The sequence below is a fragment of the Frankia sp. BMG5.60 genome, from assembly GCF_059428125.1.
The window spans coordinates 4,039,694-4,059,479 of record NZ_CM182091.1 but is presented as its reverse complement, the minus strand read 5'-3'; the positions used below and the strand labels follow the sequence as shown (position 1 = coordinate 4,059,479).

The window sequence follows — 19,786 nt, the reverse complement described above, 5'->3', positions numbered from 1 at the left end:
GATAGCCGGGTGGTTTATGGTGACCATGCGCGAATTGATCGCGGGAGCTCCACCGAGGGGCTGAGAGGGTGGCTAGGGCCGCCGACCGCAGAACCTGTCCGGGTAATGCCGGCGTAGGGAGTTCATATGATGTCGCCAATCGACCATTCTTTCTCGTCTCCTTCTTCCGAGAAGTTTCCCGGCCTCGGCGAGGCGAATTCCCGGCCGGAATCCGAGGCCATCCCCGGGGAAATTCCGAACGGTTTTCCGGCGGCCTCGCCGGGCGGGACACCGGACCCGTCCGCGTCCCCGGGGTCGCCGGCCGCGCCCCGGGCGACGGCCGTCTCGACCGGGCCGCTGGCGGGCAGCCGCAAGACCTGGCTCGTCGGCGCGGATCCCGACCTGCGGGTGCCGATGCGGGAGGTCGTCCTCACCACCGGGGACAGCGTCGTGCTCTACGACACCTCCGGCCCGTACACGGATCCGGCGGCGGATGTCGACGTGCGCCGGGGCCTGCCGCCGCTGCGGGCAGGGTGGATCGCCGCCCGCGGGAACACCGCCCCGGCCGGCGGGCGGGGTGCGCTACGGGCCCGGCCCGGCGGGGGAGCCGTCACCCAGCTCACCCACGCGCGCCGGGGAGAGATCACCCGGGAGATGGAGTTCGCCGCCCTGCGCGAGGGGTTGCCCGTCGAGACCGTGCGGGCCGAGATCGCCGCCGGGCGCGCCGTCCTGCCGGCGAACGTGAACCATCCCGAGTCCGAGCCGATGGTGATCGGCCGGTCCTTCCTGGTGAAGATCAACGCGAACCTCGGCAACTCGGCCGTGACCTCCTCGATCGAACAGGAGGTCGAGAAGATGGTCTGGGCCACCCGGTGGGGCGCCGACACCGTCATGGACCTGTCCACCGGCGCGGACATTCACCGGACCCGGGAGTGGATCCTGCGCAACTCTCCGGTCCCGGTCGGCACGGTGCCCATCTACGAGGCGTTGGAGCAGGTCGGCGGCCGGCCCGAGGCGCTGACCTGGGAGGCCTATCGGGACACCGTCATCCGCCAGTGCGAGCAGGGGGTGGACTACATGACGGTCCACGCCGGGGTGCTGCTGCGCTACGTGCCGCTGACCGCGCGGCGCCGGACCGGGATCGTCTCGCGCGGCGGTTCGATCCTGGCCTCCTGGTGCCTCGCCCACCACGAGGAGAACTTCCTCTACACCCACTTCGCCGAGCTGTGCGAGATCCTCGCCGCCTACGACGTGACGTTCTCGCTCGGCGACGGCCTGCGGCCCGGCTCGATCTCCGACGCCAACGACGACGCCCAGCTCGCCGAGCTCGCCACCCTCGGCGAGCTGACCCGCGTCGCGTGGGAGCACGACGTGCAGGTGATGGTGGAGGGGCCCGGCCACGTCCCGCTGCACCGCGTCGAGGAGAACGTCCGGCTGCAGCGGGAGATCTGCCACGACGCGCCGTTCTACACGCTCGGGCCGCTCACCACCGATGTCGCCCCCGGCTACGACCACATCACCTCGGCGATCGGCGCCGCGGTGATCGGCTGGCACGGCACCGCGATGCTCTGCTACGTCACCCCGAAGGAGCATCTCGGTCTGCCCGACCGCGACGACGTCAAGGCCGGCGTCATCGCCTACAAGATCGCCGCGCACGCGGCGGACCTCGCCAAGGGGCATCCCGGCGCGCGGGCGTGGGACGACGCGCTGTCGGACGCCAGGTTCGAGTTCCGCTGGGCCGACCAGTTCCACCTGGCGATGGACCCGGACACCGCCCGGTCCTACCACGACGAGACCCTGCCGGCCCCCGCGGCGAAGACGGCCCACTTCTGCTCGATGTGCGGGCCGCACTTCTGCTCGATGAAGATCTCCCACCAGGTGCGGGCCGCCGGGGACGGCGCCGACCCGGCCGACCGGACCGCCCCGACCGACCTGGCCCCGCCCCCGACCACGGGGGACGAGGCGGTCGCCGCGGGGCTGCGGGCCAAGGCCGCGGAGTTCGCCGCCGCCGGCAACCGGATCCACCTTCCGATCGCCGGCCCCTGAGCGTCGCGGCTGCGAGCCAGGCCTGCGGGTCGTCGCCGCGGGGTCGTCGCCGCCGGTTGTCGCCGCGGGTTGTCGCCGCGGGTCAGGTCCGCGCGGGAGAGCCGGGGAAGGGCGGCGGCTCGCTCGGCCGGTACCTGCCCTGGATCGCCCACTTGATCCCCTCGACGAAGGTGCGCCGCGCCGCCTCCCCGTCCAGGCCGACGAGGTTGATGCAGCTGATGCCGTGCAGCAGCCCCTCCGTCTCCTGCCGGCACACGGCGACCCGCACCGGAATGAGGCGCCGCTTCATCCCGGTCGGGTCCGCCAACCATGCCGTCTGCCACTCGGCCTGCACCTTCTCGGAGGCCAGGTAGTTCTCGGAGAGGATTACGAGGGTCCGCCGCGAGCGGGACACCGCCTCGTCGAGGCGGCCCACCCGGTGATCCCCGGCGACGACGTCCCACGCGTCGAGATGTACCTGGTAGCCCTGCTGCTCGAGCAGCCAGGCACACCATTCACCCCAGGCGCTGTCCTCCTCCGCGGTGGAGACGAGGAAGTCCCACCCGGCCGCGGTGCGCGGCTCCTCGGAGACGATCGACGCCACCGGCGGCGGAACCGACCGCTGATCCGCCGCGGGGCCCCGCGGGCCGCCGGCCGGCTCCTCGTCCGCCGCGGGCACCTGGACCCAGGCGGGGCCGGCGAGGCCGGGGACGTCCGTCTCGACCCGCCGGAACGAGCCGGGGTCCAGATCGCGCCGCCGTCGATCGACGGCGGCCGCGAACAGCGTGCCCGAGATGATGACGGCCATCTGCGCGGTGGGGAACTCCCCGAGCAGGCGGCTGAGGGCGGGCGTGTCGACGAGGCGCGAGGCCGCCTGGGCGGCGTCACCTCGGGCGGCGTCACCTCGGGCGGCGTCACCTCGGATGGTGTCACCTCGGATGGTGTCACCCCGGGCGGCCGCGCCTCGAGCGGTGGCGCTGTCGCCGGCGACGGGCGGCCCCTGGTGCAGCGCGACCCGCAGCCGGACCCGACCGCTCTCGCTGCGCGGTCGGTTGTAGGCGTGCAGCACGCCCCGCAGCTCCCGCACGAGATCCGCGACCACGCGCTCCACCGGCACGTCGTCGCGGACCACGCCGAGCAGCCCGCCGCCCCGATTCTGGATGCTCACCGCGTCGGCCGGCAGGTCGCAGCGCTGCGCGGCGAGGCCCACGAGCTGGCGCAGGCCGTCCCGCCAGGCCACCGGCACCCCGATCCCCGCCGGGCCGAACCGCACCGGATCGATGGCGAACAGGACACTGCCCGCCGGCGCCCGCACCCCCCCGGAACCCGTCCTGGGCGGGCCAGCCGTCGGCGCCGCCCCGCCGGCCGGTGGGCCCGCGGCCGGTGGGCCCGCGCCCGGCGCCGACCCGGTCGGTGGGCCCGCGGCCGGCGCCGACCCGGCCGGCTCGCCGACCGCGGCGAAGACCTTGTTGGCGGGGTAGAGCGCCGCCGCCGCCGCCAGGATGTTGACCCGGCCGTCCGCCAACACCCCCAGGTGGAGCTGGTGGTTGACCTCGTCCCAGTACTCCAGCGGGGTCTGCGCCGTCCAGGACGGCTGCCGCCCGCGTTCCAGACCGGCCCGTTCGAGCATCGCCATGGCGGTGGACGGGCGGCTGAAGGCGCGCGCGAGCATCTCCACCTCGATGTCGGTCAGCCGCTCCGTCACCGCTCCCCCCGAACCGTCCCGCCGCGCCGGCAGCCAGACCTGGCGAGCGCCGCGCCGCCGCCGTCCGCGCCGGGTTCCGCGACTCCCGCCGGATGCTGCTGGCCGATCTGATGCTGCTGGCCGATCTTACGTTGCGGCCGACTCGGGCGCACAAAGCGTGCATTCACCGGCACAGTCGGTCAGACACCAGACACCAGACACCAGGCGTCGGACACCGGGCGTCAGGCACCGGGCGTCAGGCGTCAGGCGTCAGGCGTCAATGCAACGCCGCGCGCGGGCGGCCAGTCGGTGACCGGCCGCCCCGCGGGGACTGTCGTTCTCACGGGCTGCTTACCTGCGCTCATCGCACGGGCAGGAGGAATGGCGGACCACCGAGAACACGGCCGCCGGTGGCCCTCACCCACCGGTGCCCGGGGCCGGGTGAATCGGCCGTTCGTGGCGGCTTGACCGGGCAGCCGGGCCACTCCATACTGCAACAAATCTGTCGCGTCGAGCTTGCGAACCATGACGGAGAGTAGCCCGAGGGGTTACCTGTTCCGGTCGGGGACGTTCGCTGCCGGCGCCGTGTCGGGGGGCACCTTATTTTCACTGTTCGTCCTGTGCGCATCGACGCGCACGGCGCCGTGCCGCGCGTCGCGGACGCCGTCGTCCGGGCTCGGGGAGTGCGGCTGTGACGGCGCCGGTGGGGCAGCCGACGCAGCTCGCCCGCATCGGTCTGTGGGGCGCCCCGCAGAGCGGGAAGACGACCTTCCTCGCCGCGCTCAACATCGCCGCGATCAGCCAACCCACCACCCCGGGCAGCCCGTCCTGGATCGTCATCGGCGGCGACGACGACGCGGGGGCGTTCCTGTCCGAGAACACCGACCTGTTGCAGAGCCGGCACGTCTTCCCCTCCGCGACCCCGGGCATGACGGCGCTGAGCTGGCGGTTCATCGGTCCGGCGCGGGGCGGCCGGCTTGGGGGCCGCCCCCTGCGCCGCAGCCCACGGCCGGAGAACACGGTCTTCGTCGTCGAGTTGCTGGACGTGGCCGGCCGCTACTTCGGCAGCTCCACCCCGAAGAACTCGCTGCCCTCCTCCTCGGTGTTCGATGACGAGGGGGTCGGGCTGTTCGACGGCGAGCCGGACGCGCCCGACGAGTGGGAGTTGCTGCTCGACCACCTGAGCATGTGCGACGGGCTGGTCTATCTGTTCGATCCGGTCCGGGAACAACGCAACAGCGACGCCTACGAGTTCTTCCAGCGCACCCTGGAGCAGGTCACCCGGCGGTGTTTCGAGGCCAACCGCCTGCGCGGCGGAAAACTGCCGCACTTCCTGGCGGTGTGTGTCACGAAGTTCGACGAGCCCGCGGTGTTTCGCCAGGCGTTCCGGACGGGTGTGGTACTCACCGGCGACGAGCCGGAGCGCATCCCCCGGGTGCCCGACAACCTCGCGAAGACCTTCTTTGACCGGCTGTGCGACGAGGGCCATGAGGGCTCGGCTCGACTGGTCCGCGGCAGCATCAACAACTACTTCCACCCCGACCGGGTCTCCTATTTCGTCAGCTCGTCCGTGGGCTTCCATATCGGGCCGTCGGGGTACTTCCGCGCACACGACTTCGCCAACGTCGTGAAGACCGGCGGGGAGGCGCGCATCCGCGGCGCGATCCGGCCGATCAATGTGCTGGAGCCGTTCCTCTGGCTGGAGGAGAGCACGCGGTCGGCCGCCCGCAAGAGGTGAGCGCGCCGGTGGCCGGGAACGCCGTGCGCCTGCCCGCCGGCTGGGCGGTGATGACGAAGGAACCGGGCAGCGACGACGACTACGCCGTGCTGCGCTGCGGCGGCTACTTCAGCCGGCCGCAGTACGAGCAGATTCTGCGCCGGTTCAACCCGGGCACGCCGCCGGCCCGGTCACTGTCCGACCCCAGCGGCGAGTCGCTGCCCTGGGTGACGGTCTGCTACGCACCGCGTGGCACGGACACGGTGCTGGGGGTCGCCGTCCGCTCCTGGACGGAGCACGTCGACGGCGCGCACCGGCCGATCGCGGCGACCCGCTTCGTCTGCGTCCCCTTCTCCGCCCTGCGCGAGACGCCGGTGTCCTACACCGACCTGTACGCCGCCGCGATCCGCCTCGACCTCGACGGCCTGCCGGACGGCGCCGGCACCGTCGAGCTGACCGTGGGTCGGCTGCGCGCCGCGGACGTCGAGGCGACCCTGGCCGCGCTGGACGTCGACCTGCCGACGGCGGCGGCGACCGCGGCGACGCTGCTCGCCCGCCCGGTGGCGGTGCTCGGCGCCCCCGTCAGCCAGCCGGACGACCAGGCGCTGACCCGCCTGCGGTACCTCGACGCGGTCGTCTCGCTGCTGCCCTACGGCCAGCGCGCCCGTCTCGTCGCCAGCACCTGGTTCGATCAGGGCGGCGCCCGGCACATCCGGCTCGGCTTCGGGGCCCGGGAACGGGCCGACCACGCGGGCGCGCCGTGGCAGCAGAGCGAGCGGATCCTTCGCCCGCTGCGGGGCGACGCCCGCACCTACCACCACCTGCTCGTCGGCCTGGTCGAGGGGCAGGCCTGGCCGCTGACCCGGGTTGTCGAGCTGCTCGCCGCCGAGACCGAGCCACGCCCGGTCGACGACGTCGCCCACGCGGTCGGCTGCCTGGCTCGCGCCGATCCCGTCACCCACGTGCGCGGCCAGCTCGCCGCGGGCACCGCGACCGCGGCCGACCTGCTGGCGCTGGTCACCTCCGGGCGCGTCGACATGCTGCCGGGCAGCGAGGTGGAACGCGCCGCCCACGTGCTGGTGGCGGACGCGGGCGCGGAAGGTCTGGACGCGCTGGCGATCTGCTGGCCGCGATGGACCGACCGCGCATTGGTCGGCCCGGACCAGCGGGCCCGGCTGATGGGCGTGGTGACGCGCACCGCCTGGGCGGCGCTGTGGGGCCCGCGGCCGGATCCGGCGGCGGCGAGTCGGCTGGCCGACCTGGCCGCCGCGCTCGACTTCTGGTCGACGCTGACCGCCCACGTGGCCAACCCGCGGCTGGACGACCTGCAGTGGGCGGGGGACTCGCTGGGGGTTCCCGCGGCGCCCGCCCGGTTCCTCGCCGAGCAGATCCGGCTCGGCCGGCTGTCCGTCGACCGCGGGCAACGCGTCGCCGGGCACGTCCGCCACGCGCTCGCCGCCGCGCCCGCCGTCGTGCTCCTCGACCTGGTCGCGCTGGTACTCCCCGTCGATCCCGACCGGACCGGCGGCTGGTTGCGCTGGCTGGCGTCCGCCGACCGTGCCCGCGAGCTGGTCGCGTTCACCGACGCCTGGGCCGGTGAGACGTCCGCGTCGGCGGTGGGGCGCATCGCCCGGCACGGGGAGCGGCACGTGCTGACCCTGCTGCGCCTCGCCCGCCAGGGGCCGTCGGAGCTGCCGTTCCCGATTACCCCGGTGCTCGACCGGCTGCTGCGCACGCTGGTGGCGCTGCCCGAGGAACGCCGCCGCGACTGGGCGGCGGAGCTCGCCGAGTGGCGCAGCGGCGACCCGACCATCGCGGCCCGGCTCGACCTGCTCGAGCTCGCGCTGACGGCGGCGGTCCGGGTGCCGCTCGCCCGGCGGTTCGCCGGCGAGGGATGGCCGCAGCCCTACCGGACCGCGTTCCTGGAGTACTTCGCGGTTCTGCGTGACGCCGGGGACCGTGACGCTGGGAGACGTGACGCCGGGAGACGTGACGCTGGGAGACGTGACGCCGGGGGCCGTGACGCCGGGGGCCGTGACGCTCGGGGACGGGCGGCGGGGGGGCGGGCCGACGCCAGGTCGGCGTGCGAGCGGGTGGTGGCGGGGCTGGCGGCCGACGTCGCCGCGCACGGGCTGCCCGCGCGCGGGTCCGCGGCCCAGGTGATGCTGTACGTCCTCTACAAGGTCGCCGCCGCCGACCACGTGGACGCCGGCGCCCTGGTGCTGGCGATGTACGGGGTGCTGGAGCGGCGCCGCGAGCTCTACCAGGTGGCGGGTGGCAAGGAATGGCGCCGGCTCGTCACCGACGACTATCCGGCCACCCGGGCCGCGCACCTGACCGCGCTGGTGCGCGCCCTGCCGGCCGATCCCGACGTCGAGGCGGTCGCCGACCTGTGCGCGGACGCCCTGCTGGTCGGGGTGCGACCGGCGGGGCTGCTCGCGGCCCTGCGCGCGAGCGCCTGGCAGCTCGCCGGGCCCGACGCGCTGGAGATCGTCGTCGGCTGCGCGGACGAGGTCGCCCGGCGCGCGGTGAGCCCGCGGGCGATGCCCGCCGGCTTCAGCATCCGCGTCGCCCTGCGCGAACTGGTGCGCGGCGTGTGCCGCGGGGAGGTGGGCGAGCTGCTCGTCGCGGACTTCGTCGCGGGGCTGGGCTCGCTCGCCCTGTTCGAGACGGGCCTGCTCACAACGCTGCTCGGCGCGGCCGACGGGGTGGAGCCGGCCGGCCTCGCCCTGATCCAGCGGGCCGAGCACAACCTGCGCGGCGTGCTGGCCGGTGAGGTCGCGGCCGGTTCGCGCCCCGGCCACGGGGCCGCGGACGTGGCCGGCTGGGGCGTCCCCGCGTTGCGCGCGGACTACCTCGACCTGGCCCGGGGGATGCTCGCCGAGCTGGGCAGGGCCCCGCTGACGACGGTGCTCGCCCGCGCCGCCGCGGACTCCCGGCGTCCCACCGACGGCGAGGGCCTGTACCTGCTGCTGGGCGAACTCGCGGCGGCAGCGCTTGCCGAGGACCCGCCCGCGGCGAACCTGCCCGCGGCGGACCTGCTGGCACCGGCCGTCCGAGCGATCGAGGCGGGCGGGTTGGGCGACGACCTCGCCGATGACCTCGCCGGCTGGCTCGCCGACGTCGCGCCGGCCCGGCTGTGCCTGCGTACGGAGGCGCTCGCCGCGCTGGCCGCCGAGCTCGACCCGCCGAGCCGCGAAACCCTGCTCGACCGGCTGGCGCCGCTCGCCGCGGGCCTCGCCGAGCTCGTCGAACGCGCCCGGGGGCGGGGCGGCATCCGGGTGCTCTCCGACCGGGCCGGCGCGGTCATCAAGGGCGTGCGGCACCGTGGCCGACCGGGAGACGAGTCGTGACAGCCAGCCGTCGGGAAAGCCCGATCCAAGTCCTGATCCAAGTCCCGACCCGCCGACGGCCGCGGCCGGTAGCGGGCGCCGACCGAGCAGCGACGGCGCCGTCGCGCCGGTTGGTCGGGTCGGCGGCAGGGCGGTCGCGGGTTCTGGTGGCGCTGCTCGCGGCGGTCCTGCTGGCCCTGGCGCCGCTCGGTCCGAGCGCGGCGCGGGCGGGCGGACCCGGGACGGCGACCGGTGTGGCCGGTGTGGCCGGTGGGGCTGGTGGGACCGGTGTGGCTGGTGGGACCGGTGTGGCTGGTGGGACCGGTGTGACCGGTGTGACCGGTGGCCGCGGGGTCGCGCAGCTCGGGCGGACGGCGGTGCTCGACGCGCTCGGCGTGCCGACCCTGCCGGCCGACTACGTCGTGCTCGTCGACACCTCGGCGTCGATGTCACGCGGCGGGCTCTACGGCCCGGTCCGGTCCACCCTGGCCTCGTTCGTCGCCAGCCTCGACCCCGCCGACCGGCTCTCCGTCGTCGGCTTCGACGAGGTGCCCCAGGTGGCGTTCAGCGGCCCGGCGGCCAACGCCCGCTCGGCGATCGGCCGCCTGCCGGCCACCGCGACCGGGGGTAGCACCGACATCGGCGCGGCCCTGTCGACCGCGATCGACCTGCTCGACCATCCGGACGCGCCGCGCTCCGGCGCGGTGATCCTGCTGACCGACGGCCGCCACCAGCCCCCGGCGAACTCGCCCTTCCCCGCGGAGACCGGCCGCCCCTGGACCGACCTCGCCGAGCGGGCCCGCACGCGGCTCGCCGGCCGCGACGTCGCCGGCTACGCCTTCGCCCTCGACAACGCCGGCGCCGGCCAGTCGGGGGCGACGCTGCTGCGCAGCGTCCTGCCGGCGACGACCGTGCTCGCCCTGCCCCCCGACCAGCTCCCCGGGTACCTGTCCCGGGTCCAGCAGCACGCCCGGGCGCAGAAGGCGGCCGACCTGCTGGCCGACGACGTGCGCGGCCCGGTCGTCACGGTCGGTTGGCGCTGGACGTCGGCTGGTCGCACGCTCGCCGACGTCGACCCGACCGCGGGGGCCGGCAGCGTGGAGGTCACCGTGACCTCGACGGCCCGGCGCCTGCCGGTGGAGCTCACGGGCGTGCGCGTGGTCGCCGAAGACCCGTCGCTGACCCTCTCCGCGCCGCCAGGCGCCTCGCCGGCGGCCGGCGCTCCTGGCGGTGGGCTGCCCGACCGCATCACCCTCGCCCCCGGGGAGCGGCGCGTCTTGCAGGTGCCGGTGTCGTGGTCCCCGCGCGCGGGCGGGGCGGTGCGGCGCAGCCAGCGGGTCGACGGCCGGTTGCGGCTGGAGGCGACCGTCGATTCGCCCTGGCGCACCGTCCTCACCTCGGAGTTCGGGCTGCGGATGGACCCGGCCCCGCGCGGCGCGTCGACCCGCGTGCACGGCTCGGTCGCGGCCGGCTGGAATCCGGCGGCCATCGCCGAGCTCGTCGTGCTGGTCGCGCTGATGATCGCCCTCGCGCTCGGCGCCCTCGACCGGCGCCGGCCACGGATGGCCGGCGTGCTGGCCGCCGAGGCCGCCGACGGCCGGCTCGACCGGGTGGCGATGCGCGGCCGGTGGCTGCGCCTGGGACCGGAGCCGGACGACGATGTCGTGGTCCCCGGCACCGGCAGCGTGCACGGTCGGCGGGTGGTACACGGTCGGCGGATGGTGCACGGTCGGCGGGTGGGACGCGGGCGGGCCACCGCTGGCGCCCGGCCCGAGGGCGGGACCGGGCGGGACCGGATCGACCTGGTGATCGACTACCAGCCGCCCGGCATCACCGGGCTGCCGCCCTTGGTGCTGCGGCCCGGCGACTCCCGCGGGCACGGCGACGTCACGTTCACCTACACGCTGCCCGGCCAGCCCGCCCGGACCGACCCGACCCCCCACGCCGACGGCTTCGCCAGTTCGCCCTAGTTCGCCCTAGCCAGAGCGGACGGCGGCGACATCGGGGTCGCGCAGCCGTCGGTCGGGTGGCGCCCCGCACCGCTCACGCCTGTCATGCTCGCCGCCGGTCGTCGTCACTCGGGAGGGGCAGGGTGTCGCGGCGCGGCAGCGGCGGGTCGTAGCGGATGGTCAGCGGCTCGTGGTCCGGGGTGACCGTGGGCTCGTCCCCGTTGTAGGCGGGCTCGTCTCCGTTGTGGGGGAGGTCGCCGTTGTAGGTGATGTCGTCGTTGTAGGGGAGGTCGTCGGGGGTGCGGTCGGCGAGATCGGGCCGCGTGGGCGGCGCCGGCGGCCGGTTCGGCGGCGCGGGTCGGCCGGGCCGGGCGGCCGGCGTTTCGAGCGTCGTGTCCCAACTCCGGGCCCGCCCGGACGGGTCGGGCGGGCCGCCCGGTACCTGGAGGCTGCCCGTGCCCGGCGGCGGTGCCGTGGCGACATAGTCGTCGAGGGAGTCGTGGATCCGGCCGAGCTCGCGGTCGCGCCAGGCGTCCAGCGCCGCGTTCGCGACCTCTTCCTGGACCGCGACCGTCCGCCGGGCCAGCCGCTCGATCGCCGGATCCTTCTCCTCCCTCGTCACCTGGGCCTCGAGGTAGGCGTCCTGGCCGTCGAGGAGCACGGTCGCCCGCCGCCGCGCCGACATCTCCTCCTCCGCGATGAGCTGGTTGCGCTCCTCGATCGCGACGACCCTCTCGTAGGTGGTCAGTTTGCCGAAGGACATCAGGAACTTGACCAGGATCGGCAGGCATTCGATCGCGGTGATGAACAGCAGCAGCACCAGGTGCGCGTTGGCGAGGGTGCGGTGGTCGGGATCGCTGGTGATGCGGTCCAGCGCCTCCATCCGGATGAGCAGCCCGGTGTTGTCGCCGTTCTGGCGGTTGAACGCCGCCCGGTCGTTGCGCTGCCCGGTCTCCAAGGCGGCGATCTGGGCGTTGAGCGCGGGGAGCTGGTTCTTCGCGTTCTGCGTCGCGCTCGACTGGCCGGCCTGTTGGCGGGACCGCGCGGCGTCGATGGCGGCGGTCAGCTTCGGCTGCAACTCGTTGATCTGCGCCTGGATTCCGTCGCGCAGCGAGACCTTGAGCCGGTAGTTCGAGCCCTGACCCGCCTTGTTCGGCTGGCCCGGGCAGTTACCGAGGCTCTCGCAGAGCATGTCGGCGTTCGCCTGGGCCAGCCGGGTCTGCAGGCCGTCCATCTGCCGTTGCAGGGGCGCGACCTCCGGGTCGGTGCTCACGTCCACCCCGGTGGTGCCGACCTTGACCAGCGCGTCGCGCTGGGCGCGCAGCCGGGTCAGCTCCTGGTTGCGCGGGTCGGTGGTGATCCGCTGCTCGAACGCGGCCGCGTCCTCGGCGTGCATCTGGGTGATCTCGGTGTCGATCTCCGGCTGGAAGATCCGCAGGACGAGGGGGGTCGAGATGACCAGCCCGATGAGGATCGCCAGCACCAGCCGCGGCAGCATGAGCAGCGCGTTGAGGTACCAGTGGTCCTGACGCTGCACGGACGCGACCAGCCACCGGTCCAGCGCCATGATCGCCAGACCCCAGCCGAGCCCGACGAGCAGGCAGACCGGGATCGGCAGCTTCAGCGCCATCCGCAACGCGAACGTGGACGAGAGGGTGGCCATCGCCGCCGTCGTGAGCACCGCGCTGCCCACGCCCACGTACTTGGCCCGGTCGTGCCGCAGCCGGCCGAGGATCTCCCGGTCGGCGCCGGACAGCCAGAGCAGGAACCGACTCACCGCGCGTCCACCCTCCGCCACCACAGCCTGGTCGACGGCCGGCGCCGCGGTGCCCCGGCCGGTCGCCGCGATCGCGACCAGCCGGAGGCCGGCGGGTCCGCCCGGTGCCCGACCTCGTGCGCCAGCCCCGCCGTCGAGCGCCACCGTCCGCCTCCGATGCCGCGTCCCCTGCCGGTCGAGACGCTGCTGCCACCGCGCAAGGCTTCGCCGGCATGGCGGCTGGCGCTGGCCATGCGGATGGCACTGCTCATGCGGATGGCATTGCTCATGCGGCTGGCGGCGGTCGTGTGGCTGTCCGTGGTCGTGCGGCTGTCCGCGGTCGTGGGGCTGTCGCTGGCGGGGAAGGCGTGGCGTGGGGCCATGGGCCCGGCGCCGGCCGGCTTGGGTGCGCCGGCAGCACCCGGCGAGGCGGCAGCACCCGGCGAGGCGGCTGGCCTGGGCGGGACACCGGCTGGCCTGGACGGGGCGGCCGTCGCCCAGGGCCGGCGGGGTTCAATGCGGTGCAGGGCGTCAGCGGCGGCCAGCCGGCGCGCTCCCTGCGTGCGCGGGTCCCGCAGCGGGGACCCGCCGATGCCGGTCCGCGGCGGTGCCGGCACCTTCAGCAGGACGATGATCGGCGTCGCGAGGACCGGGCCGGGGTCCGTCCGCCGGTACGCGAAGTCGGGCGACTCTGGCTGGAGATCGTCTTCGTGCAGCCCGGCCATCCCCGATCCGTCCGCAAGGGGCCAACAAGATCACTGCCCGCGAGGACGAAGCCCAGAGTCCAGTACGCCCGAACGTCCTGGTTCATGCGGGACGTCGAAGCTTCTCTCCCCCCGAGAGCTCCCTCATGGTACGCGGAACAAGTGCACGTAGCGACCACGTCGATGCGTGTTGTGGCAGCCGCGTGATGCTGCCACGCTGTGCCGCCGCTCGCCGGCCTGCCCCGCCGCCTGCATGCCCGCGTCCCCGGGTCCCTCCTGCGTCATCGGCACCTTCCCGGTGAGCCCGTGCGGACGGCGCGGAGCGACCCGCGGCTCCGTCGTGGGCGCCGGCCAGGGGGCGGCCCACATCCGCCACTCACCACGAGCATCGAACAAACTACAGATGGCCCCGCGTCGACGCGGCCCCTGAGTCGCTCCGGCGGTGCTGTAAGCTGGCACCGCCGGCCACCACGGTGGCGGGCGCGCGCTCGTAGCTCAACGGACAGAGCATCTGACTACGGATCAGAAGGTTGGGGGTTCGATTCCCTCCGAGCGCACCCCGAACACCCCCAACCCCATGTCGGGGTTAGGGGTGTTTTTTATGGCACTGGTCACTCGAGCGATGGTGGGCAGGCTCGGCTCGTCGACGCGGACTGTGCATGCGACGAGGTTCACGCGCGCGTCGTAGGTGATCTCGAGGCTGTAGGCGTCGAACAGCTCCCTGAGGAGCTCCTCGGATACGCGGTCGAGGTCTGTTCGGGTGATGGTTCCGAGAAGATCGAACAGCTCCGTGTCGCTGCCTGCTTGGGTGGGGGGGTGAGCTCGGAGCTCGGCTAGCTCCTGGCGCTTGGCCGCCCGCTCGCTGGTGATCTCGGCTGATCGCCTGTTGATGTCCTGGAGCAGATCTCTGTCGATCTCGTCGGTGATCTCGAGGGTGTTGAGGAGCCGTCGGCGGCGTCGGTCGAGATCGTCGAGGGTGCGTTCGATTGCGGTTATCTTCTCCTGCCATTGTTGTCGGGTGCGTTGATCCGCTTCGGCGATCTCGCGGTCGAACAGGTGGCGGCGGTCCTGTCCGTAGACGCGGTCAGCGAAGAAGTCCAGGACTCCTTCCAGGAGGAGCCGCTGGGGTAGGTAGAGGTCTGTCGGGTGGTCGGACCAGCGTTGCCTAGGGTCGTGGCCGTCCGATGGGCGGATGCGGCAGCGGAAATAGACTATGTCCTTCTTGCGGGTGGTTGCTTCCATGCGTCGTCCGCAGATCGCGCATTGCACGAAGGATCTCATGACGTAGAAGCGTTTGCGGGGACCACTGTTGCCGGTGGTGGCTGACCGGGACCCGCGTCGGGTCTTTCCTACGGCAGGCGCGGCGCTATAGGTGTTGAGGCTGATGATCGGTCTGTGGGTGGGTTCGGGAGACCAGACCCAGCGCTCGGGGGCGTTCCGCTTACCTCGTCCGGTGTTCCGCGCACGGCGGTTCCACACCATGTATCCGGTGTACTTAGGGTTGTCGAGTATCTCTCTTACGGTGGAGGCGCTCCACGATCCCCGCGTTCGCCGACCATCATTGGCCAACGGCGGAGGATACAGATCGCGATCTTCGTTTAGGAGGTTGGCGATGTCCTGGCGCGACTTCTTGTCGACCGTTCTCCACTCGAAGATCTTGTGCACGACGGGCGCGCGCACCGGATCCCAGGCTAGGCGCAATGCCACTTCCACTATTTGGATCTTGACTGGTTGCGGTGTGTCGGTTCGGGTGGTTCTGCCTGGTTGGCGGCATGATCGTGGGCTGTGACGGACACGGGTAGCCAGCTGATGGACTGGATCTCGTTGGGGGTCCTGACGTCGTTCGTGTCGCGGGATGCGGTCGACGAGGCGATCGAGGCGACCGGGACGGGTGCCCGGCGCAGCGACACGACGATCCCGCCGCGGGTCGCGGTCTACTTCGTGATGGCGCTCGCGTTGTTCGCGGACGACGACTACGAGGCGGTCGCGCGCCGGCTCGCTACCACGCTTGACGATCTCGACGTGGTCGGGCCGCGATGGGAACCGACCTCGGGCGGGCTGACCAAAGCCCGCCAGCGGCTCGGTGCGGCACCGCTGGCGGAACTGTTCTCGCAGGTCGCCGGGCCGGTCGCGGACCTCGACACGGTCGGGGCGTTCCTCGGCCCGTGGCGGCTGATGAGTATCGACGGACTGGAGTGGGACGCGCCCGCCTCGGCGGAGAACATCGCCGCGTTCGGCCTGCCCGCGGGCCGCGACGGCGCGCCGGGGGCGCTGCCGAAGGTCCGCGCCCTCACCGTGTCCGAGTGCGCCTCGCACGCGCCGGTGCTGGCCGTGCTCGGCCCGGCCGGCGGCGCGAAGCCCGCCAGCGAGCAGGCCCTGGCCCGCACCCTGTACCCACGGCTGGCCGAACGCTGGCTTCTGCTCGCGGACCGCAACTTCTACTCCTGGACCGACTGGTGCACGGCCGCGGACACCGGCGCGGCACTGCTGTGGCGGGTCAAGGCCAGCCTGCGGCTGCCGCCGCTGCGCGCGTTGTCCGACGGCTCGTACCTGACGGTCCTGGTCAACCCGAAGATCACCGGGAAGGCGCGGGACGCCCTGGTCGCCGCGGCCCGCGCCGGTGAGGTACTCGACCCGGCGAAGGCCCGCTACGCCCGTCTCGTCGAGTACGACGTGCCCGACCGGGACGGCGACGGGAAACACGAGGTCATCGCCCTGCTCACCACGATCCTCAACCCACGCGACGCGACCGCGTCCGCGCTGGCCGGGGCCTACCGGCAGCGCTGGGAACACGAGACCGGTAACAGGCAGCTCAAGACCTACCTACGCGGCCCGGGGAAGGTCCTGCGCTCGAAGCACCCCGACACCGTCTACCAGGAGATCTACGGCTACCTGCTCACCCACCACGCGATCAGCGCGCTGACCTGCCAGGCCGCGACCGCCGCCGGGATCGACCCCGACCGGATCAAGTTCAAGCGCACTGTCAGGATCATCCGGGACCGGGTCGCCACCGACCCGGCTTTTTCCCCCTGACCAGCGGGCACGCACCCAAGGCGAGATCGCCACCGACATCACCCGACCGACCCGGCTCAACACCCGCCGCGAACGCACCTACCCCCACGTCGTCCGCCGAGCCCGCCACAACCAGTACCCGGTCAAGAAACCCGGCCAGCACGGCATCCGCCACCATGCCCCGCCCACGATCAGACTCGCCAACCCGGTGAAACCCCAGGTCACAGCTTGATCAACTTAGCGGAAGTGGCATTGAGGCTAGGCGGGTTTTCATGTCGCCGGCAGCTCGCTTTGCTGGCACGGGGTGCGGAAGACGTTCAGCGAGATACCCGTATGGCGCGGCGCCGATGTTCCAGCCCTGGGTTGCATGTTCGCAGAAACCATCCCACGCCTTCTCGAGGGTCTCGAGGACATACCACTCCGCCGTGGCTTGCTTGACGCGTCTCGTGAGGATCTGGGTAGCTCGCTTACGCAGGCTTTGTATACCCTCGTCGGCGGCGAGTAGCGGAACCCCGAACTTTTCGAGATCATGTTCAATTTTCACGCCGTAGTAGGTTCTTCGGGCGACTCGGTCGATCGCCTCGCAGATAACCGCGTCAAAGGTGGGGCCGCTGGAGGCGGACTCTAGAAGATCGCGGATTCCCCCATCTCGTGGAACTGGAATCGAGAACTTCTTGTAGGCGTCGGCGACCTCAACAGGTCAGTGCATCAACCGCTATGCGATAGTAACAGCTGATCTAGCCTTTCGGCGGGCGTTTCCCACTCCAATGTCTGACGCGGCCGCCGGTTGAGGAGATCGGCTACGCGGTCGAGCTCCGCCTGTGTGTGCTCCGACAGATCAGTGCCTTTCGGAAAGTACTGGCGGAGCAGCCCGTTGGTGTTCTCGTTGCTCCCTCGCTGCCACGGAGAATGCGGGTCGCAGAAGTAGACCGGAACGCCGGTGGCGACGGTGAAACGGGCGTGGTCGGCCATCTCTGTGCCCTGGTCCCAGGTGAGCGACCGGAAAAGTTCCTCGGGTAGCGTCCGGACCTTCTGGGAGAGGATGAGCGCGACCCGGTCGGCATATCGGTCGTACGGCACGCGGGCGAGCATGACGAAACGCGTCTGGCGTTCGACCAGCGTGACGATCTGACTCTTCCCGCCCTTTCCGATGATCAGGTCGCCTTCCCAGTGCCCGGGCACCGCACGGTCGGCGACCTCGGCCGGGCGCTCGGAGATGCCGACCATGCCGGCGATCCTGGCCTGCTTCGGCCGGGTCGACCCCCGCGGCCGGCGCTCCGCTCGGCCCGACCGCAGCGCGAGCTTCAGCTGCGTGTTCAGCTCGCCGCGCGCCTGGACAAAAAGCGTCTGGTAGATCGTCTCGTGCGACACGCGCATCTCCGGGTCGTCCGGGAAGTCCTTCTTCAGCCGATTCGACACCTGTTCCGGCGAGAAGTCAGCCGCCAGCCGCTCGGCCACCACGTCGTGCAGCCGGACGTGCGTCTCCAGCTTGAACGCCTTCGGTCGCCGACGCTGCCCGTCGGCGCGTTTCTGCGCGTCCGCGGCGCGGTACCCGGCATTGCCTCCGTTGCGCGAGACCTCACGGCTGATCACCGACTGGTTCCGGTCCAGCCGCACCGCGATCATCCGGTGTGACAGTTTCTCGGCCAAGCCCCTGGAGATCGACTCCCGCTCCTCCAAGGTCAACTCGACGCCGCGCACTCAGCCCTCCGATCGGTGGATCACCTTTCTACCAGGACTGATGCACTGATCATCTGAGACCGCCGTCACTTCGTCCGCGCAGAGACGGGTCTATGCGCCCAGATTCAATATCCCAATAGTAGGCCACGATGCGCGATCCAGGTGGCAGCACTGCCTGGCAACTTGCCACCTGTCGTGGCATGGAAAGAGTTGGATCCTGGAGCTCTTCGTCGGAGACTCTCCCAAGAAAGGCAAGATTGAGCGGGGCGGTGTCGGCCGTCTGCGTTCCGTACATGGGTGAACCAGGAAACGCCTTTCCTGGTGTCGGCCCAAAAGGCGACTCACTCACGGTGTCTCCGGGATCTCGCTTCCAGTCACATCCTGGTGGTCTTGGCGTATTTCCTTGATTCGCGCAAGAATCTTTCGATTGACTTCTGACTGGATATTTCTTCGGCCCGCTCTCTGGTCGCGGTTCTCGGTCACTATTGAAACAGTGAAGGTGTAGATATTTTCGCCGATTTCGTATGTGCCAGTATATGCAATATGGCTGGCAATGTGGAGCGGCGTGTATTCTGTACCCGTCTCACTTGGGTTGCCTTGTGAGTCGTCGTCTTTTCGTCGACTCATGTGTCGTTGCGAGAGATTTCGGCGGCCGGCGTCTGTGCCGTGAAAAGAAGATCGAACGTGATTGTGGTGCGGGTGCTCGTGCCGGCACAAGCATGTCGGTCCCGATCCCTCAACGCGTCTCCTGATGTGTGGCGGCCTCGCGCGCCTCGCCAGGCGGCGCGGGAGGGCCGCCCGGCGAGGCGCGCGGATCGGTAGGGAGCCGTTAGGTGGTTCCGCATGGGCCTTGCGGTGTACCGGCAACGCCCGGCAGCCGGACTGTCAGGGGAATCGCCAACGGACTGTCAGCGGATTCGCCAAGGAACTGTCAGCCCGGCGCCGGACGTCGTCCCCGCGGCGGCGCTAGGCATTGCCGCAGGTCGCGGCCACTGTCAGCCCGGTGTGGTACGAGTGCGCAGGAGAAGGATGTCTTCGTGGGCGATGAGGTGCAGGGGGTGGCCGGCGGCGCGGGCTGCGCGGATGTTGTGCCGGGCGAAGAACGTCGCGCGGGACACGAGGGTGCCGTCGTGGTGGAGGGCGGCGAGCAGGGCTGCGGCGCGGGCGTGCAGATGCAGGCCGGTTTCGTCAGCGAGGTCGAGCAGGGCACCGGGCAGGTCCACCAAGGCGCCGGAGTGGCGGAAAGGCCGGACGGCGAGTGCGACGATGCCGCCGGGGGAAAGCAGCCGGTGGGCGCTATGGAGAACGGCGGCGATGCCGTCGAGGAGACCGTCGAGGTCAGTGTTCGCCAAGTTAGCGGGGCTGTCGGAATAGCGGTAGTCAGTTTTGTGGACGCCCTTCCCCGGGGCGACGGTGATGGTGCCGTGGGTGGCCTGCCCGTAGGGCGGTGAGGTGAGTAGCAGGTTGATCCTGCCGTGATAGTCGGCGGGAATGACCTGCTCGAGGCGGCGGGCGTCGCCACGAAAAAGCCGGCCGCTACCGGCGGCACCTTGCTGGCGGGCGAGGCGCAGATTGGCGCGGGCGAGGGAGATCCAGCGGGATTCCAGGTCGATCCCGAGGCTGTGCCGGCCGAGATGCGCGGCTTCGACCAGTGTGGTGCCGATACCGCACATCGGGTCAAGAACGACGTCGCCGGGGCGGCTGTAGGTGGCGATGAGGTGGCGGGCGAGAACGGGCAGCATGCGCGCGGGGTGCTGGGTGGAGGCGGAGGTGTAACGGCCGGTGCGCTGCACGCGGGGGTGTTGCTGGCCGGCGGGAATGAGGCTGTAGGCCCGCCGCGGAGTCGGGTTGGTCGCGGTCAACGGCTGCTCCGAACCAGTCCGACATCGCTGGGGTTCATCTGCGGCGGGTAGCCGTAGGTGCTGTGGTCCAGGTGGTTCTGGCTCTT

12 protein-coding genes, 1 tRNA gene, 1 pseudogene and 1 riboswitch are annotated in these 19,786 nt (G+C 71.9%); of the genes and pseudogenes, 6 read left to right on the top strand and 8 right to left on the bottom strand.

What is annotated here, in order from left to right:
• Positions 1 to 30: 30 nt before the first annotated feature.
• A riboswitch (TPP riboswitch) is annotated at positions 31 to 137 on the top strand.
• Entirely contained in the window at positions 130 to 2,025 is a 1,896-nt protein-coding gene (gene thiC, locus AC5R91_RS16540) for a phosphomethylpyrimidine synthase ThiC (RefSeq protein ID WP_495392257.1), read from the top strand. It overlaps the preceding riboswitch by 8 nt.
• An 82-nt stretch (positions 2,026 to 2,107) precedes the next feature.
• Here thiC and AC5R91_RS16535 read toward each other — a convergent pair whose 3' ends face one another.
• Positions 2,108 to 3,709, bottom strand: coding sequence for a toll/interleukin-1 receptor domain-containing protein (locus AC5R91_RS16535; protein ID WP_495392256.1), 1,602 nt, complete (start codon positions 3,707 to 3,709; stop codon positions 2,108 to 2,110).
• Between the two features lie 670 nt (positions 3,710 to 4,379).
• On the opposite strand from AC5R91_RS16535, the gene AC5R91_RS16530 reads away from it, so the two are divergent.
• The 3 genes from AC5R91_RS16530 (at position 4,380) to AC5R91_RS16520 (ending at position 10,707) form a co-directional block, all read left to right on the top strand.
• Positions 4,380 to 5,426, top strand: coding sequence for a hypothetical protein (locus AC5R91_RS16530; RefSeq protein ID WP_495392255.1), 1,047 nt, complete (start codon positions 4,380 to 4,382; stop codon positions 5,424 to 5,426).
• 8 nt (positions 5,427 to 5,434) lie between these two features.
• Positions 5,435 to 8,758 (top strand): hypothetical protein, encoded by a 3,324-nt coding sequence (locus tag AC5R91_RS16525; protein ID WP_495392254.1) that lies wholly within the window; start codon positions 5,435 to 5,437, stop codon positions 8,756 to 8,758.
• Between the two features lie 305 nt (positions 8,759 to 9,063).
• A complete protein-coding gene (locus AC5R91_RS16520; protein WP_495392253.1) occupies positions 9,064 to 10,707 on the top strand; it encodes a vWA domain-containing protein in 1,644 nt (547 codons plus the stop codon).
• An 82-nt stretch (positions 10,708 to 10,789) separates the two neighbouring features.
• Here AC5R91_RS16520 and AC5R91_RS16515 read toward each other — a convergent pair whose 3' ends face one another.
• Positions 10,790 to 12,463, bottom strand: a complete 1,674-nt coding sequence (locus AC5R91_RS16515; protein WP_495392252.1) for a DUF4407 domain-containing protein — start codon at positions 12,461 to 12,463, stop codon at positions 10,790 to 10,792.
• Positions 12,460 to 13,167 (bottom strand): hypothetical protein, encoded by a 708-nt coding sequence (locus AC5R91_RS16510; protein ID WP_495392251.1) that lies wholly within the window; start codon positions 13,165 to 13,167, stop codon positions 12,460 to 12,462. Before AC5R91_RS16510 ends, AC5R91_RS16515 begins: the two co-directional genes overlap by 4 nt.
• A gap of 463 nt (positions 13,168 to 13,630) precedes the next feature.
• Between AC5R91_RS16510 and AC5R91_RS16505 the strand changes: the two genes are divergently transcribed.
• Positions 13,631 to 13,703, top strand: a tRNA-Arg gene (locus AC5R91_RS16505).
• Here the strand turns inward: AC5R91_RS16505 and AC5R91_RS16500 are convergent.
• Positions 13,669 to 14,388: a hypothetical protein gene (locus AC5R91_RS16500; protein ID WP_495398106.1), complete on the bottom strand. Its 720-nt coding sequence runs from the start codon at positions 14,386 to 14,388 to the stop codon at positions 13,669 to 13,671. The genes AC5R91_RS16505 and AC5R91_RS16500 overlap by 35 nt on opposite strands.
• A gap of 129 nt (positions 14,389 to 14,517) precedes the next feature.
• Positions 14,518 to 14,826, bottom strand: a pseudogene (locus AC5R91_RS16495) (recombinase family protein); the annotation flags it as partial.
• A 105-nt stretch (positions 14,827 to 14,931) separates the two neighbouring features.
• Here AC5R91_RS16495 and AC5R91_RS16490 point away from each other — a divergent pair.
• Entirely contained in the window at positions 14,932 to 16,179 is a 1,248-nt protein-coding gene (locus tag AC5R91_RS16490; protein ID WP_495392250.1) for an IS4 family transposase, read from the top strand.
• 211 nt (positions 16,180 to 16,390) lie between these two features.
• On the opposite strand, the gene AC5R91_RS16485 is transcribed toward AC5R91_RS16490, so the two are convergent.
• The 3 genes from AC5R91_RS16485 to AC5R91_RS16475 all read right to left on the bottom strand — a co-directional run bounded on the left by AC5R91_RS16485 (position 16,391) and on the right by AC5R91_RS16475 (position 19,700).
• The gene (locus AC5R91_RS16485) at positions 16,391 to 16,798 is read right to left on the bottom strand and encodes a recombinase family protein (RefSeq protein ID WP_495397983.1); all 408 of its coding nucleotides are present in this window, start codon (positions 16,796 to 16,798) and stop codon (positions 16,391 to 16,393) included.
• Between the two features lie 68 nt (positions 16,799 to 16,866).
• The gene (locus AC5R91_RS16480; RefSeq protein WP_495392249.1) at positions 16,867 to 17,859 is read right to left on the bottom strand and encodes an IS30 family transposase; all 993 of its coding nucleotides are present in this window, start codon (positions 17,857 to 17,859) and stop codon (positions 16,867 to 16,869) included.
• 974 nt (positions 17,860 to 18,833) lie between these two features.
• Positions 18,834 to 19,700, bottom strand: a complete 867-nt coding sequence (locus AC5R91_RS16475) for a TRM11 family SAM-dependent methyltransferase (RefSeq protein ID WP_495392248.1) — start codon at positions 19,698 to 19,700, stop codon at positions 18,834 to 18,836.
• Between the last annotated feature and the right edge of the window lie 86 nt (positions 19,701 to 19,786).

Coding starts and splice junctions, on each gene's coding strand:
- thiC (WP_495392257.1), top strand. CDS start 130: ATGTCGCCAATCGACCATTCTTTCTCGTCTCCTTCTTCCGAGAAGTTT.
- AC5R91_RS16510 (WP_495392251.1), bottom strand. CDS start 13,167: ATGGCCGGGCTGCACGAAGACGATCTCCAGCCAGAGTCGCCCGACTTC.
- AC5R91_RS16500 (WP_495398106.1), bottom strand. CDS start 14,388: ATGGAAGCAACCACCCGCAAGAAGGACATAGTCTATTTCCGCTGCCGC.